The 15,910-nt window shown below is 40.9% G+C and carries 15 protein-coding genes; 11 read left to right on the plus strand and 4 right to left on the minus strand.

Annotation, left to right across the window (positions count from 1 at the left end; translation table 11 throughout):
* Positions 1-257: 257 nt before the first annotated feature.
* The 4 genes from CZ382_RS02885 to CZ382_RS02900 all read left to right on the plus strand — a co-directional run bounded on the left by CZ382_RS02885 (position 258) and on the right by CZ382_RS02900 (position 5,863).
* Complete coding sequence (locus CZ382_RS02885) at positions 258-1,541, plus strand: L-lactate MFS transporter (RefSeq protein WP_200809509.1); 1,284 nt, start codon at positions 258-260, stop codon at positions 1,539-1,541.
* Positions 1,542-1,630: 89 nt separating this feature from the next.
* Entirely contained in the window at positions 1,631-2,443 is an 813-nt protein-coding gene (fdhD, locus tag CZ382_RS02890; protein WP_088049733.1) for a formate dehydrogenase accessory sulfurtransferase FdhD, read from the plus strand.
* A gap of 13 nt (positions 2,444-2,456) precedes the next feature.
* Positions 2,457-5,396 (plus strand): formate dehydrogenase subunit alpha, encoded by a 2,940-nt coding sequence (gene fdhF, locus CZ382_RS02895; protein WP_088049734.1) that lies wholly within the window; start codon positions 2,457-2,459, stop codon positions 5,394-5,396.
* Positions 5,396-5,863 (plus strand): DUF1641 domain-containing protein, encoded by a 468-nt coding sequence (locus CZ382_RS02900; protein ID WP_088049735.1) that lies wholly within the window; start codon positions 5,396-5,398, stop codon positions 5,861-5,863. The genes fdhF and CZ382_RS02900 overlap by 1 nt, the downstream gene beginning before the upstream one ends.
* Before the next feature lie 159 nt (positions 5,864-6,022).
* Here CZ382_RS02900 and CZ382_RS02905 read toward each other — a convergent pair whose 3' ends face one another.
* Positions 6,023-6,715, minus strand: coding sequence for a Crp/Fnr family transcriptional regulator (locus CZ382_RS02905; protein WP_088049736.1), 693 nt, complete (start codon positions 6,713-6,715; stop codon positions 6,023-6,025).
* 209 nt (positions 6,716-6,924) lie between these two features.
* On the opposite strand from CZ382_RS02905, the gene CZ382_RS02910 reads away from it, so the two are divergent.
* A complete protein-coding gene (locus CZ382_RS02910; RefSeq protein WP_088049737.1) occupies positions 6,925-7,167 on the plus strand; it encodes a DUF2249 domain-containing protein in 243 nt (80 codons plus the stop codon).
* A 275-nt stretch (positions 7,168-7,442) separates the two neighbouring features.
* The gene (locus CZ382_RS02915) at positions 7,443-8,573 is read left to right on the plus strand and encodes a TIGR04053 family radical SAM/SPASM domain-containing protein (protein WP_088049738.1); all 1,131 of its coding nucleotides are present in this window, start codon (positions 7,443-7,445) and stop codon (positions 8,571-8,573) included.
* Positions 8,574-8,664: 91 nt separating this feature from the next.
* Here CZ382_RS02915 and CZ382_RS02920 read toward each other — a convergent pair whose 3' ends face one another.
* Together CZ382_RS02920 and CZ382_RS02925 are read right to left on the minus strand one after the other, a co-directional pair.
* Positions 8,665-9,366 carry a Crp/Fnr family transcriptional regulator gene (locus CZ382_RS02920; protein ID WP_155554511.1) on the minus strand — a complete coding sequence of 234 codons (702 nt, stop codon included), beginning with the start codon at positions 9,364-9,366 and terminating at the stop codon, positions 8,665-8,667.
* A gap of 275 nt (positions 9,367-9,641) precedes the next feature.
* Positions 9,642-10,454: an undecaprenyl-diphosphate phosphatase gene (locus tag CZ382_RS02925; RefSeq protein WP_088050957.1), complete on the minus strand. Its 813-nt coding sequence runs from the start codon at positions 10,452-10,454 to the stop codon at positions 9,642-9,644.
* A 120-nt stretch (positions 10,455-10,574) separates the two neighbouring features.
* Here CZ382_RS02925 and CZ382_RS02930 point away from each other — a divergent pair, with 120 nt between their 5' ends.
* On the plus strand, positions 10,575-10,907 hold the full coding sequence (locus CZ382_RS02930) for a hypothetical protein (RefSeq protein ID WP_088049739.1): 333 nt from the start codon (positions 10,575-10,577) through the stop codon (positions 10,905-10,907).
* A 121-nt stretch (positions 10,908-11,028) separates the two neighbouring features.
* Here the strand turns inward: CZ382_RS02930 and CZ382_RS02935 are convergent, their stop codons facing one another.
* On the minus strand, positions 11,029-11,205 hold the full coding sequence (locus CZ382_RS02935; protein ID WP_088049740.1) for a YjzD family protein: 177 nt from the start codon (positions 11,203-11,205) through the stop codon (positions 11,029-11,031).
* A 327-nt stretch (positions 11,206-11,532) separates the two neighbouring features.
* Between CZ382_RS02935 and CZ382_RS02940 the strand changes: the two genes are divergently transcribed.
* The 4 genes from CZ382_RS02940 (at position 11,533) to fabF (ending at position 15,886) form a co-directional block, all read left to right on the plus strand.
* A complete protein-coding gene (locus tag CZ382_RS02940) occupies positions 11,533-12,153 on the plus strand; it encodes a hypothetical protein (protein WP_088049741.1) in 621 nt (206 codons plus the stop codon).
* Between the two features lie 99 nt (positions 12,154-12,252).
* Complete coding sequence (locus CZ382_RS02945) at positions 12,253-13,218, plus strand: BMP family ABC transporter substrate-binding protein (protein WP_088050958.1); 966 nt, start codon at positions 12,253-12,255, stop codon at positions 13,216-13,218.
* A gap of 391 nt (positions 13,219-13,609) precedes the next feature.
* Positions 13,610-14,548 carry a beta-ketoacyl-ACP synthase III gene (locus tag CZ382_RS02950; protein WP_088049742.1) on the plus strand — a complete coding sequence of 313 codons (939 nt, stop codon included), beginning with the start codon at positions 13,610-13,612 and terminating at the stop codon, positions 14,546-14,548.
* A 99-nt stretch (positions 14,549-14,647) separates the two neighbouring features.
* Positions 14,648-15,886: a beta-ketoacyl-ACP synthase II gene (gene fabF, locus CZ382_RS02955; RefSeq protein ID WP_088049743.1), complete on the plus strand. Its 1,239-nt coding sequence runs from the start codon at positions 14,648-14,650 to the stop codon at positions 15,884-15,886.
* Positions 15,887-15,910: the final 24 nt, after the last annotated feature.

Here is a 15,910-nt window from a genome sequence, read left to right on the forward strand (position 1 = left end):
GTATTACGGATTCATATGCCTTTGTTATACCCCATGATAATTATTTTCAATTAGAAAAGTAGTGATTAATGTCACAAGTCCATATGCAACGTAAAACGTGAAACATCACCAAGAATGTGGGAACGTAATGGAAAGCGCGATGAAAATTCAATAAAGTCAAAATGCTGGTTGACTTGCATACGCTTACATGATAAATTTGCTTTAAATTTAATTCACAAAGTGTTTATAATTGAAAACCAAAAGGGGAGAGGATGTCATTGGAGAGGGTTAAAAATCGCTGGTTAATTGCTGCCTCTGCTGTCGGGGTTCATATTTCGATTGGATCCGCCTATGCATGGAGTGTTTTTACAAATCCGATGGTAGACCAATTTGGCTGGAGTACGACAGAAATTTCGCTCGTTTTTAGTATTGCCATTTTTATTTTGGGGTTTGCTGCTGCTTTTATGGGCAGATTTGTTGAAAAACATGGACCGAGAAAATCAGCAATGCTGGCTGCGCTGTTTTTTGGTGTCGGTGTAGCTGGTTCAGGTCTTGCCACAGCAATGGAATCATTGCTTCTATTGTATTTTTTCTACGGTATTATCGGTGGAATTGGTTTGGGGATAGGATACATAGCTCCAGTATCGACGCTGGTCAAATGGTTCCCCGATCATCGGGGACTTGCTACGGGTCTTGCCATTATGGGCTTTGGTTTTGCGGCATTAATTAGTGGCCCGGCAGCTGCATCCTTAATCGTTAAAGTAGGAATTTCCAACACGTTTTTTATTCTTGGAATTATTTATTTTGCCGTTATGAGCCTCGCCTCTTTGTATCTTGCCCCACCGCCAAAGGGCTGGGCACCTAAAGGATTTCGAGAAAGTGAACAAAATGGTACACGAAAAATTAAACCGGATCTTTCCCAGCTTACTGCGAATGAAGCAATAAAAACGCGCCGGTTTTGGATGTTATGGTTTATGCTGTTTTTGAATGTAACATGTGGAATTGCTATCATTTCAGTTGCATCTCCAATGGCTCAGCAAATTGCCGGGATGACACCTGCCGCGGCTGCAGCCATGGTTGGAATTATGGGGTTATTTAATGGTGGCGGTCGGATCGGCTGGGCAACGTTGTCAGACTATATCGGACGTCCAAATGTTTATACCACGTTTTTTGTGATTCAAATTGCTGCATTCTTTCTTTTGCCATTTGCTGCAAGTGCAATATTGCTGCAAATACTGGTGTTTTTCATTGTGTCCTGTTACGGTGGTGGCTTCTCATCCGTTCCTGCTTATATTGGCGATATATTCGGGACAAAACAGCTCGGTGCTATTCACGGTTATATTCTGACTGCCTGGGCAATGGCTGGCGTGGCTGGTCCGCTTCTTTTATCACTAATTTATGATTCAACGAAAAGCTACAATATTACGATGTTTGTCTTTGGCATTCTTTTCATCGTTGCTTTGATTCTTTCCCTATGGATCAGGGTTGATATGAAACGATTACAAGGTGAGCAATATGATGCAAACATCGAAATTTCGGGTATTGTTAATGAACCACGTTAGTGGAATCATCGGCGCTTGTTAGAAATATAATTTAATAGTCGGTCTTACGTGGGAAAAGGTATGGTTTATGGTCAAAGGGAGGAGCGATTATGGACAAAAATAGTACAACATTATGGAAGACAACGAAATATCATCACCACCTGCAGACAATAGAGGAAGACGAAATCGCTCGCGAATCGGCAATGACGATTGTGATCAACGGTACACAATACGCCACGATTGTTTGTACGCCAAATCATCTAGAAGAATTAGTTATTGGCTTCTTGGCTTCAGAAGGTATTATTCGATCGATCGGACAAATGAGAGCATTAACAATTGACGATGTGGCGGGGTTTGCTTATGTCGAGCTCGTTAACACGATCGAATTTACGGAACGAACTGAACGATGGATTGGTTCCTGCTGTGGTAAAAGCAGGGAATTTTATTTGAAACAGGACGTTAAAACAGCTAAAACGATTACAACAAGAATAACGATTTCCACTGATCAGGCGCTTGACTTGATGAAACAATTCGATTACATCGCCGAGGCGTTTGATCGTACTGGTGGTGTACACCAGGCAGCACTGGCAGCTGGCAACGGCATTATCAGCTCCTTCATTGACATTGGCAGACACAATGCGCTTGATAAGCTATATGGATTTATTTTGCAAAATAAACTGTCAATGAAAGATAAATGTATTTTATTTAGTGGCAGGATTTCCTCTGAAGTAGTCTTGAAGGTATCCAAAATGGGAGGGGGCATTCTGTTAGCAAAATCAGCGCCTACAGATTTGGCATTAAAACTGGCTGATGATTTGCACATTACGGCAGTTGGTTTTGTCCGCAAAAATAAACTGAATGTATATACACATGATTCGCGCATATATGGGGATGTGCAGCGGAATCTGTATTTTTCCAAATAGGGAGGAAAGCTTGATGCAAAAGCATATCATTGTAACAATAAATGGTAGAGAATATCTGGCAGAACCAGGACAGCTTTTACTAGATTTGATAAATACTACGGGCGAATTTGTACCACAAATATGTTATAACGAATCACTAGGGCCCATTCAGACCTGTGACACGTGCATGGTCAAGGTCAATGGGGAAATTGTCCGCGCATGTGGTACAACCATTACCGAGGCGATGGAGGTGGAGACAACCGCTGAAATGGTCCATACTGCACAGAAGGAAGCGTTAGACAGAATATTAGAAAAGCATGAATTGTATTGTACGGTTTGCGATTACAACAATGGAACATGCGAGATTCATAATACGGTTGCTGATTTCGGATTGGAACATCAGGCAAGGCCTTTTCAAGCAAAGCCATATGAGGTTGATCGTTCGTCCAAGTTTTACCGGTATGATCCGGATCAATGTATCTTATGTGGGCGCTGTGTTGAAGTTTGTCAGGATGTTCAGGTGAATGAAACTTTACTTATTGACTGGGACAGAGAACAACCGCGTGTTATCTGGGATAATGACGTACCAATTGATCAATCATCTTGTGTCAGTTGCGGCCAGTGTGCAACGGTTTGCCCCTGTAATGCGATAATGGAAACGTCCATGGAAGGCGAAGCTGGCTATATGACCGACCATAAACCAGGCTTGTTACGCTCGATGATTGAAGTAACGAAAAAAGCAGAAACGGGGTACGGGCCTTTATTTGCGGTCTCGGATACAGAAGCCGCAATGCGGGAAGAACGGATTGAAAAAACGAAGACGGTATGTACATACTGTGGGGTAGGCTGTACGTTTGATGTATGGACAAAGGACCGGAAAATATTAAAAGTCCAGCCACAAAAAGATTCCCCAGCAAATGGCATTTCCACTTGTGTAAAAGGGAAATTCGGCTGGGATTACGTGAATTCAGAGGAACGGATTACTAGGCCGCTCATCCGAAAAGAGGATCATTTTGCTGAAGTGGAATGGGAAGAAGCATTGGACTTTATCGCAAAACGATTTCAGGAAATTAGCGCAGAACATGGTCCAGATGCACTTGGCTTTATTTCTTCATCGAAAGCAACCAATGAAGAATCGTATCTTATGCAAAAGCTGGCAAGACAAGTTATTGGTACAAATAATGTGGATAATTGCTCCCGCTACTGTCAGGCTCCTGCAACGAAAGGGCTGTTTCGGACTGTTGGGCATGGCGGTGATTCCGGTTCGATTGACGATATCGCCCAAGCAGATATGGTGATAGTTATTGGGTCGAATACTGCGGAGTCACATCCCGTTATTGCCTCAAGAATTAAGCGTTCACACAAACTTTTCGGGCAAAAACTGTACGTGTTCGATTTACGGAAACATGAAATGGCCCAGCGAGCCGATCGATTTTTCCGGCCCAAAAGCGGAACTGATTTAGTCTGGTTGTCTGCCGTGACAAAATATATTATTGACCAAGGCTGGGAAAACCGGGAGTTTATTGATAAATGGGTCAATAACTTTGCTGAATACAAAAAAAGTCTGGAAAAATTTACGTTAGCGTATGCTGAGGAATTAACGGGAATTTCCCAAGCCGATTTAAAGGAAATTGCCCAGGAAATAGTTCGTGTCGATAAATTGGCCATTTGCTGGGCGATGGGTGTAACACAGCATACGTTGGGAAGTGACACAAGCACGGCAATATCCAATTTGTTGCTAATCACCGGTAACTATATGCGAAATGGTACTGGGGCATATCCGTTAAGGGGACACAATAATGTACAAGGGTGCAGTGATTTTGGTAGTATGCCAGACTTCTTCCCGGGCTATGAAAAAGTAACCGATGATGCAGTTCGGGAGCGTTATGAAAAAGCATGGAATACTGAGATTCCAAGAGAACCGGGTAAGGACAACCATGAGATGATCCGTGCTATTCATGATGGTGAGCTCCATTCTTTATATGTTTTAGGGGAAGATACTGGTGTTGTCGATGCAAATATAAACTACGTAACTAATGCCTTCGAAAAATTGGATTTCTTTATTGTACAGGATTTATTCTTAACGAAAACAGCTGAATATGCTGACGTTATTTTGCCAGCAGTCCCTAGTCTGGAAAAAGAAGGAACGTTTACGAACACCGAACGGCGCATCCAACGGTTATACCAAGCACTTGATCCGGTCGGGGATGCAAAGCCGGATTGGCAAATCATCACGTTAATTGCAAAAGAAATGGGCTATGACTGGAATTACTCCCATCCATCGGAAATTATGGATGAAGCAGCAAAACTTGCTTCATTATTTAGAGGAGTAAGCTATGATCGTTTAACAGGCTATAGTAGTTTGCAATGGCCGGTTTTACAAGATGGTACTGATACACCGTTATTATATGTTGATGGGTTTCCGTTTGAGGATAATAAGGCGCAATTGTACCCATTGGATTTTAACTATGATTATGATACAGATGAGGAATACGATTTGCATGTTAACAATGGTCGGGTGCTTGAGCATTTTCATGAAGGTAATATGACCTATAAATCAGCAGGATTAACGCATGAATTACCAAACGCATTTGTCGAAATTTCCCATGAGCTGGCCAAGGATCGTGGTGTCGAAGAAGGGGCGAAAGTGAAGCTGATCTCAAGAGAAGGAGAAGTAAAAGTATCAGTCCATATAACAGATCGAGTACAAGGGAAAGAGCTTTATTTGCCCTTAAATGATAATGGGAAATCGGCAATTAATTATTTAACGAATAATAAAGTCGATAAGGATAGTAATACACCGGCTTACAAGGAAGTAGCCGCGAAAATGGTAGTTTTGCAGAGAAAAGGGAATAGTCCAATCCCATCACACAACCACAGGAAAGGGAATCGGCAGCCGCAAATCAGTGTCAATGTGGAACGAAAATGGGAACGTAAAGACTATATCTTTCCAGGAAGCAAGGTGAAAAACTAGTGGCAAATCCTATTTCAAGCATTAAACGAATGGAAATTCCTGAAGAGGTCATTCAGGAGCGCAATATAGAAGAAGTCATAAAAGCTGTCAGTGATAATAAAGAAGCTATTTTGAAAGGCATTGATTTATTGTCAACGATCCATGATAATGGGTTCCTTGATATGATAAACGCGCTTGTGAAGCATAAAGAAGAAGCAATGGAAAATATTATGGGGGAACTGAACAAGGAACAGTATGCCGAAATAATGGAGAATGCCGGAAAATTGGTTTTCCTGCTTGGTGATCTCCGGGTGGATGATCTGAAATATTTTACAACTAAACTAAACAACGCGATGGAAGAGGCACGCACATATGAACGAACTGAACCAACCAGACCGCTCGATCTGTTAAAGGCGCTTAAGGATCCCGAGATTAATAAAAGTATTACGATGATGCTGCAGTTTTTGCGGGGAATGGGAAAGCCGTAGATTAGCAGTAGAAGGCTGTCCGATGAAAGGACAGCCTTCTTTATGACAAGAGAGCTATGGCTGTGCAGTTTACTAAATCTAAATATACGAATATTCGGGTCATTCTGTTTGAGGTTGCAGGTTAGTACACCGACTACAATGCCAGCAGTCGCTTGTAGGCTAAAACATCTCGTCTTCCAATTTTTCCGTATCCAGCAGGAAAAAACCGGCTTTATCCATTGTTACCAATTTTTGCTTTCGCAGCTGTGTTAATGTACGGCTTACCGTTTCACGACTGGATCCAATCATGTTGGCAAGCTCCCGGTTGGTAAAATGGGTAGCTACACGAATGTGACGATCGCTTGTCTTCGTGCCGTATTGCCGGGCAAGCCGTAATAGAAGCTTAACAATTTGTTCGTACGTATTGTGCAAAATCTTCTCTTCCAATCTACTTTGCAAATCAACGATAATATCACCTAACACACGAAATAACTTTATGCAAATTTCCGGATGGGTGATAAGAAAGTTTTCAAAAGAATGGATTGGAATATAGATTAGCGTAGCATCCTCCAGTATCTCCGCATGTGCCGGGTAATTGTCCTGTCTGAAAAAGCCTTGATGGGGAAACATATCATCACGCTGCAGGACATTAACGATTTGCTCCTTTCCATGAAAATCTGTCTTGTATATTTTCACTTTTCCCTGGTGGATAAAATAGACGTTCGTTAATGGGTCTCCTTGCATGAATATGTGTGTCCCACGCCGGTATATTCGAGATTTTGCAAGATCTACAATCGGTTCCATTTCATAATCCGTTAAATCTTTGAATAAGGGAACTTTTTGCAGAAGCTCCTGAATGGATTGACTGTTCATAATCATCCTCTTTTCTGCAGATAAAATCTTAAATATTGATCCTTATTTATCATTTTAGCACGTTCCACCCCAAGTTATTAGCCTAATTGTCAACAGTTTTTAATAGCGTGATAAAAATCATAGTTGGAAGGTGTTTATTCTCACATCCTATATAGCATTTATCCTTTATAGTAAGTGTGTGGTAATAAAACGAAGAGGGAGGAAAAATAATGGACAACATAGACTTTGTAACCAAAATCCATGCCCCGGAGATTGAGCCGCGTTTTCGTCATCCGAAGATTTTCGAAATATTTGATAGTTTAAAGCCGGGCGAATATATGGAGCTTTCCAATGATCATGATCCAAAACCACTTCATTATCAATTGATGATCGAACGGGGGGAAGCTGCATTTACATGGGAATATACGGAACAGGGACCAGCAATATGGCGAGTTACTATCGGTAAAAAATAATATAAGATGAAGCTCAGGAAGTCAGTAAAATTTAAGCAGTGAATCTCTTCTGTAGCGAAAAGTTTTTTACAGTATACCCTGTTAAAAACTATGAAGGACTCTTGAAACATCAGCATTACCAGCCCAAAATTTGATAATGGGATCCGCCAAACAAATTCAAGGGACCTTCAAAGCGAAGACATTTGCAATGATATTTGTGAACTTCATCACATCCAATACTTGAAAATCGTGGTACAGTAAGCGTAGTGTCGTAATGATTGGTAGGAGATGGTTTTATGTTTACACAAGATTACAATAAAAACCCATTTATTGTAATATGGGAATTGACACGTGCATGTGCATTAAAATGTTTGCATTGCCGCGCCGAGGCTCAGTATCATCGGGATCCGAGAGAATTAACGTTTGAAGAAGGAAAGAAATTAATTGATGATATTTATGAAATGGATAATCCAATGCTTGTCTTTACCGGCGGTGATCCATTGGAGCGGCCGGATGTTTTTGAGATTGCCGAATATGCAGTGCACAAAGGGGTTCGCGTATCGATGACACCGTCCGCAACCCCGAATGTCACAAAGGAAGCAATGAAGAAGGCAAAAGATGTCGGACTGGCACGCTGGGCATTCAGCATTGATGGTCATTGCGCCGAGGTTCATGACCATTTTCGCGGTACAACCGGTTCATTCGATTTAACAATGAATGCGATTAATTATTTGCACGAATTGGAAATGCCATTGCAAATTAATACAGTCATTTCCCGGTACAATGTTGATTATTTAGATGAACTTGCTGAAATGGTAGAACAGTTGGGCTGTGTGCTGTGGAGTGTATTTTTCCTCGTACCGACTGGGCGAGGGAAAGAATCGGATATGATCTCACCAGCAGAGCACGAACGTGTCTTACGCTGGTTATATAATTTATCCAAACGGGTGCCATTCGACATTAAAACAACTGCAGCTCAGCACTATCGACGCGTCGTTATCCAAGGTAAAATGCGGGAACATAATGGGAAAAGCAGTACAGACCATATTTATTATGAGGATGCCTTGATGAATGGGAAGACAGGGCAAATTGACGGGCTTGGCCGTGCACCAAAAGGGGTGAATGATGGCAATGGCTTTGTATTTATTTCGCATATTGGTGATGTATATCCAAGCGGTCTGTTGCCAATTAAAGCTGGTAATGTAAGAACCACTCCGTTAGCAACGATTTACCGGGAGTCAGAAGTATTTAAAAATCTACGAGATCCAGATCAATATAAAGGGAAATGCGGTGTCTGCGAATTTCGTTTTGTTTGCGGTGGTTCAAGATCGAGAGCCTATAATGTTACGGGGGATTACATGGAATCCGAGCCATATTGCGTGTATATACCTAAGGTGATGAGAGGGAAGAAAAGGGCTGTAAAGTAACTTTCATGAATAAAGCTTCTAGGTATTATACGCTAGAAGCTTTTGATTCTCAGTCGAGTGACTGACAAATGATGGCAGTGTTTGTGTCCAATTAATGAATACTGCAGAGGACAACCGGGCAATTTTCACAGTTTATTTCCTTCTTTAGAAAGTTTAAATCATGAATAATAATATGTCCTTTTTTCATTGAGATAATATGATTGCGCTTTAGATCATTTAATAGACGATTGACACTTTCCCGGGATGTACCACAGAAGTTTGCCAGCTCCTGATTAGTTAGGACGATATCAATATAGATATTTCCACTGCTTTGTTTCTTGCCATAACTATTTGACAGGCGGATCAATGTGGAAAATAACGCCCCTTTTTTCCCATGCATGACAAGATCACGAAATCTTGTTTGATCCCGGCGGAAGGATTCACTCATTACTTTCATAAATTCAATTGCCAGACTGCCGTTATTTAACAGTTTTTCTTCCAAATGAAACTTTTTAATAACAGCTACTTCTCCATCCTCCAACACTTTTGCATTCAGAATATATTTCACATTATCATATAAAGAAAGCTCACCCACAATGTCACCTCTGTTGCAGATTCTAAGCGTGAGTTCCCTTCCGTCAGGGGATAGCTTGCCAATTTGAATTTTCCCGGATTTTATAATGTACAACTCTTCAGCTTTTTCGCCTTCCGAAAATAAAAAGGTGTCTTTTTTGATCGGTTTCGTATGGTCAACGGAAGCAAGCAGCTCCTTCAGATCATCGGACATATTGGATTTGATGTACCTCTCAGACATCTTAAATAACCACCTTAAAGAATAATCATATCTTCTTTCACTAAGTATAGCAGATAATATCCTTGAAATAAAAGGTAGCTGTTTAAAATTATGAATGTACAGAAGATACCGACTTCTTAAATATGTTAAATTAGAGCCGGATCTGGCAGTCACAATTTGCTCATCACATACAAATGTTTCTATCGATCCGCTAGTTTTTTGTGCTGCCATTTCCCATTGCTTCCGTGCCCAGTGCCTACTACACTAAGCTTTAGTGCAGCAAGGGGATGAGCTTATTATAAAAATAAGATTACAAGTAACCCAATAGCAAAACAATAGAAAGAAAAATACTTCAAATTGCCCTGACGCATAATGTTGATAAACCATTTCAGAGCAAAGTATGATGCGATAATGGAAGCCATGAATGCGAGCAAATATGGGATCATTAATACATCAAAGTCAGGATCATTGACAATATCGGAAAGAGACATGACGGTTATTCCAAGACTTACCGGGATATATAATAGAAAAGAAAAGCGCAATGCAGTTTCCTGTTTCATTCCAAGAAGCATAGCAGCGACAATGGTTGCACCGGAGCGGCTAATTCCGGGAATTAAGGCAACCGATTGTGCCAAGCCAACAATGATCGCATCTTTTACTGTTAAATCACCATCGTTTTTCTTCCCACGCAGGTTACGGATGATCCATAAAGCAAAACCAGTAATCAGCAGTGTTACACCGACAACCGCTACCGTGCTTAGTTTGCTGCTGATGTAATCCTCCAGCAGCAAACCAATAATGCCGGTAGGGATGGTCGCAATTACCAGATACATCACAAATCGAAAATCACGTTTTGCCGATGCATCCTTTGTGAATATGTAGCGGAAGAAATGGTTGATTAGGCGTATAATATCGTTGCGATAGACAACTAAAACGGCAATGAGTGATCCAAAATTGACTAGTATTTCAAAGGAAAGCCCCTTGATCTCAATACCAAACAGTTCACGTAAAATGACTAAATGTCCACTCGAAGAAATCGGGATTGGTTCAGTAATCCCTTGGAAAACTCCTAGCAGTACATACTTTACTAATAACCAGAATTCTGTAATGCCATCCATGAAAAAATCCTCCATTTTAAATTGATTATCTATGTGAATTGCTATCCTTTTTCAGTCACTATTCTTTGGGCTAATGAATAGTCTAGTTGCAGAGGAGGGTGAAAAAGGGAAATGAAACAAGACTATCATCATATATACGAATTATGTAAAGATCATATGCATTCTTACGTACTTGCAGAATTAGTTGACGGCTCAAAAGTTGACGGTATAGTAACCGGACTGGATGATGAATATGTTTATTTAGCTATACCTTTAGAACAGTATGAACACCATACACAGCCGGAAATGAACCATCAAAATCGGCAATTTGGTTATGGATATCCGGGTTATGGGTATCCAGGAGGGTTCGGGTACCCGGGTTATGGGTATCCACCAAGAAGATTCCGACGGTTAATTTTGCCATTGGCTGCTCTTACTGCATTAAGTGTATTACCATGGTACTAACAGTCAATTGACGCACATTTCATTTCTAACATTAAAACCCTTGCCATCTCCTTGTTGGCAAGGGTTTATGTGTAACTTGTCAGACTTTTGAACATATACAATCAATCTTGTCGTTCCAAGGTTACTCTTCTTGTTCTTTCAGTACACCTTCTCCTAATAAGTAGATAGCTAATGTAAAGATAATTGCCAGGGCAAGTGTATGAACAACGTTAAAAGGATTACCAGCCATACTGGACAGGATATAAGAAATAACACTGCCGACTGCCAATGCCCAAATGAACGTCCAAAAGAACCGCATCTGAAAACACCTCATTTTTTAACATTCTGCTTTTAGTTTACCAAATTGGCTAAAAAAATAAAAGTATTTCTTTTACGTTATCACGTAGTGACGGGCTGTAATACACCCATCTCTAAGCGTGTCTAAACCAAAAATGGGAAGGTAGGAGATAAAGAGTTCGTAAATTCCTGATTCGCTCACAACACTCTGTGGGGAGGGAAGGCAGGCTAAAATCGTCATGTCCGCATGCCTTCGCCTGTATTAGCACGCCCTGTCGCGTCGGCAGCCCCCACAGAATGAAGTTTCATTTTATGAATAATATAGTAATAAGGAACAGGGGGAAAGGCGATGTCATTTCTTGTAACAAATTGTTTCGATTGGATTGGATTTCATATTATCAATTATTTGGTTGAAAATGGTTATCAGGTAGATGGATTTGATAATACTGCTACAAATAAGAAAGAGAATTTGGCAATGATGGTTGGACGAAATGATTTATTTTCCTTGTTGCAGGATAAAAAAGAATGCAGAGAACGTTATACAGCAATTATTATAAACGGATCAAATGGTCATGCATTGGATCTGAAGGCAGACAAAATGGTTAAATTATGTCGGGATGAAGCGAGGAAAGAAGGTGATGCCCAGTTGACAACGGTTATGCTCCCACTGCTGTTTGGTGAATGGATGCCAATGAATGAGAAGGGGATGTACGCTCAAAATAGATTTGTACCATTTGATTCAGACGTATTCTTAAACGATGCCATTTATATTGAAGATTTTGTTCTTTGTCTGATGCAAATCATTCAATCCAATCATTTACCATCCTTTATCGAACTAAGGTCTGTAAAAGACAATAGGAAACTAGATAAGAACAGTAAACGGTTTATCTTCCTTCGTGATATTAGACCTATCGAGAAGAATGTTAAAAAAGTGCAGGATCACTATAATAGATTTAAAACTATTTACTAATGTAATATAAATGTAATCGGGAATAACGTTTACTGCTGGATGGTTAAACGCTACAATTAACATAGGGAGATGCCCGTACATCAATGTTCACGGATGGGAGTGCACACGTTGGAAAAGCGATACATCATAATCCTAATCGGTTTCATCATACTATTATCAGGCTGTAGTTCTTATTTTGACCAAGGCAAAATACAAAAAGCAGGCATGTTGGCAGAAACCTCAATCCATGATCAAGCATGGGGAGCCAAGGGGTATAAGGGCCTACTCGCCATTCGTGATAAGTATGATGTTGATGTTTATTTTAAAGAGGGGATCAAAACAGAGCAGGACGTGGCAAATGCTGTGGATGAATTGGTCAACCATGGAGTAAACCTCATTTTTGGCCATAGCAGTGCATATGGGAAGTTCTTTGTCGATATTTCCCAGGAGTATCCAGATGTACAATTTGTTTATTTTAATGGTGGGTACTATGCGGATAATGTGATAAGTTTAAATTTTAATGCACATGCGATGGGTTATTTTGGTGGAATGATTGCAGGAAAAATGACAAAAACAAATCAGGTTGCAATTGTTGCTGCATATGAATGGCAGCCCGAAATAGAAGGATTTTATGAAGGGGTGAAATATCAAAACCCCGATGCGGAAGTGCATATTGATTATGTTAATGATTGGAATGATGAAAAAAGCGCTTTGGAGAGTTTCGAGAAAATGCGTGATGTGAATGCTGATGTTATTTATCCTGCTGGAGATGCCTTTAGTAGTGAAATGATTAAACTGGCAAGTAAAGATGGAATCTATGCGATTGGCTACGTTTCCGATCAGTCGGATATTGATAAAACGGCAGTATTAACAAGCACAGTTCAGCATGCAGACAAATTGTATGAGCTTATTGCCAAAAAGTTCAATAAAGGGGAACTCTCAGGCCAAATTTTAACATTTGATTTTCAGGATGATGCCATCTCATTAGGCAGGTTCAGCCCGGTTGTCCCAGAAGAATTTCAGGAAAAGATAAAAGACGCTATAGATGTTTATAAAAAAACTGGTATGCTGCCAAATGAGCGGTAACGGTGGGACTTAATTTGTGTGGTTCCTGCCCGATTACAAACGTTGTTAATGGTTGACTCTCTTTTTCCCTTGCAACAGGGGGAAGAATGAATTAAAATTAGTACCAAGTCATAATAATTGATATTAGAGGTTGTTCAAAAACCACCAAATAATAAGCGTAAACTCTGGAGTAGCCGATGTTGACTTGTCTTGCGGAGGCTGGTGTTGCACACTAGCCGCTGGGCACTGGAGCTGGAGGTGGCTCTTCCTGGCAAAGCCTCCATACAGCTGCAAATTTATACTTTCTTTCTAGCAAACCCGGTACCCTGGATCTACAAGGCTACCTTCTAGACGCTGATTTGGCAGCTTTTTGAAGAGCACTATTAACATTAGAATATAAGGGGATGGAGATATGAGTGCTGGTATACTAGGTACGGGTCATTATGTTCCGCCGAAAGTATTGACAAACAAAGATTTGGAAAAAATGGTGGACACGAATGATGAATGGATCAAAACGAGAACAGGAATTGAAGAACGCAGAATAGCTGATGACGATACCGATACTTCAGATATGGCCTTTTATGCGGCGGAAAATGCATTGGAAGAAGCAAACGTGCAACCAGAAGAACTTGATTTGATATTGGTTGCAACTGTAACACCTGATACACCTTTTCCATCTGTTGCATGCCGCCTGCAAGATCGGCTGGGGGCAACGAAAGCAGCGGCGATGGATGTAGGTGCAGCATGTTCCGGGTTTATGTATGCGTTGATCACCGCCAAGCAATTTATCGAGACAAATGCCTACAAACACGTATTGGTCATAGGTGTAGAAAAGCTATCAAAAATAACCGATTGGAAGGATCGAAATACGTGTGTCCTTTTTGGTGATGGTGCAGGTGCAGCTGTCGTTGGTAAAGTATCGGAAGAAAAAGGAATATTATCGTTTGAATTAGGTTCTGACGGATCAGGCGGTAAATATTTATATCAGAATCCTGATAAATATTTGTTCCAAAACGGGCGTGAGGTATTCAAGTTTGCGGTTAGACAAATGCCTAAATCAGCGGTAAGTGTTATTGAAAAAATTGGGTATCATAAAGAGGATGTTGATTATCTGATTCCTCATCAGGCAAACATACGAATCATGGAAGCTGCCCGGGAACGATTAGGCATTTCTGAAGATAAAATGGCAAAAACAATTAAGAAATATGGAAATACATCTGCAGCCTCTATTCCGATGGCCTTATCAGAAGCTGTAAAGAATGGTAGAATCAAGGATAACGACTTACTGGTATTAGTCGGCTTTGGTGGAGGACTAACATGGGGGTCCGTTGCATTACGTTGGGGGAAATAGAGGAGAAAGATTCCGGGGAACCGGAGCGCCGTAATTTCCTAAACGTTTAAAATCAATTATAATGATAGGTGAGTAAAAGGACGAGGAGTGAATGACCAAATGGAGGAAAGAAGAGTTGTTGTGACCGGATTAGGAGCCATTTCTCCGTTAGGCAATGATGCTAAGACAACATGGGATAATCTTGTCGCCGGAAAATCCGGAATTGATTTTGTCACAAAAGTCAATAAAGATGATTTTCCGGCAAAGGTTGCTGCTGAAGTGAAAGATTTTGATCCATTGAACTATATTGATAAAAAAGAAACTCGTAAAATGGATCCATTCACACAATACGCTGTTGCAGCAGCAAAAATGGCTGTGGAAGATGCAAATTTAAAAATCGATGAGGAAATCGCTGATCGTGTCGGCGTTTGGATCGGATCAGGAATTGGCGGCATGCAAACATGGGAGGATCAGCACAGAAAGTTTTTGGAAAAAGGCCCCAGACGAGTTAGTCCATTTTTTGTACCAATGATGATTCCGGATATGGCTGCAGGCCAAGTATCCATCCAATTGGGCGCAAAAGGAATTAATTCTTGTACGACTACAGCCTGTGCATCAGGTGCTAATTCCATCGGTGACGCATTTAAAGTAATTCAGCGTGGCGGAGCGGATTATGTCATCGCCGGAGGTACCGAAGCGCCGATTTCGAATATGGCATTTGCCGGTTTTTGTTCGGCGAAGGCTTTATCGCTAAATGACGATCCACGAACTGCAAGCAGACCGTTTGATAAAAATCGTGATGGATTCGTTATGGGAGAAGGGGCTGGAATTTTGCTCCTGGAAACGCTTGAATCGGCACAAAAGCGTGGCGCCCATATTTACGGTGAAATTGTTGGTTACGGTGCAACAGGGGATGCATACCACATTACAGCACCAGCACTTGATGGCGAAGGTGCAGCAAGAGCGATGCAACAAGCATTGAATGATGCGGAGCTCTCCCCGGAAAATGTTGATTATATTAATGCACATGGCACAAGTACCGACTTAAATGATAAATATGAAACGACTGCAATTAAACGCGTATTCGGTGAGCATGCTGGAAAGGTAGCTGTTTCATCAACGAAATCCATGACCGGTCACCTGTTAGGTGCAGCAGGCGGAATTGAATCCGTTATTGCTGTAAAAGCCATTGATGACGATATTATACCAGCGACAATCAACTATGAAACACCAGATCCGGAATGTGATTTGGATTATGTGCCGAATGAAGCACGTAAACAAAATGTAGAAGTTGTCATGAGCAATTCACTTGGTTTTGGCGGACACAATGTTGCATTGATTTTTAAAAAATATAAATAAGTTCTACGGATTAAAAAGAGGCTG

Origin of the sequence: Virgibacillus dakarensis, assembly GCF_900155625.1 — a bacterium.
Lineage (GTDB): Bacteria > Bacillota > Bacilli > Bacillales > Amphibacillaceae > Lentibacillus_C > Lentibacillus_C populi.

Bases quoted from the DNA above. Each gene is read 5' to 3' on its own strand.
- fdhF (WP_088049734.1), top strand. From the start codon at position 2,457: ATGCAAAAGCATATCATTGTAACAATAAATGGTAGAGAATATCTGGCA.
- CZ382_RS02940 (WP_088049741.1), top strand. From the start codon at position 11,533: ATGTCATTTCTTGTAACAAATTGTTTCGATTGGATTGGATTTCATATT.
- fdhD (WP_088049733.1), top strand. From the start codon at position 1,631: ATGGACAAAAATAGTACAACATTATGGAAGACAACGAAATATCATCAC.
- CZ382_RS02915 (WP_088049738.1), top strand. From the start codon at position 7,443: ATGTTTACACAAGATTACAATAAAAACCCATTTATTGTAATATGGGAA.
- fabF (WP_088049743.1), top strand. From the start codon at position 14,648: ATGGAGGAAAGAAGAGTTGTTGTGACCGGATTAGGAGCCATTTCTCCG.
- CZ382_RS02920 (WP_155554511.1), bottom strand. From the start codon at position 9,366: ATGTCTGAGAGGTACATCAAATCCAATATGTCCGATGATCTGAAGGAG.
- CZ382_RS02935 (WP_088049740.1), bottom strand. From the start codon at position 11,205: ATGCGGTTCTTTTGGACGTTCATTTGGGCATTGGCAGTCGGCAGTGTT.
- CZ382_RS02910 (WP_088049737.1), top strand. From the start codon at position 6,925: ATGGACAACATAGACTTTGTAACCAAAATCCATGCCCCGGAGATTGAG.
- CZ382_RS02905 (WP_088049736.1), bottom strand. From the start codon at position 6,715: ATGAACAGTCAATCCATTCAGGAGCTTCTGCAAAAAGTTCCCTTATTC.
- CZ382_RS02950 (WP_088049742.1), top strand. From the start codon at position 13,610: ATGAGTGCTGGTATACTAGGTACGGGTCATTATGTTCCGCCGAAAGTA.
- CZ382_RS02930 (WP_088049739.1), top strand. From the start codon at position 10,575: ATGAAACAAGACTATCATCATATATACGAATTATGTAAAGATCATATG.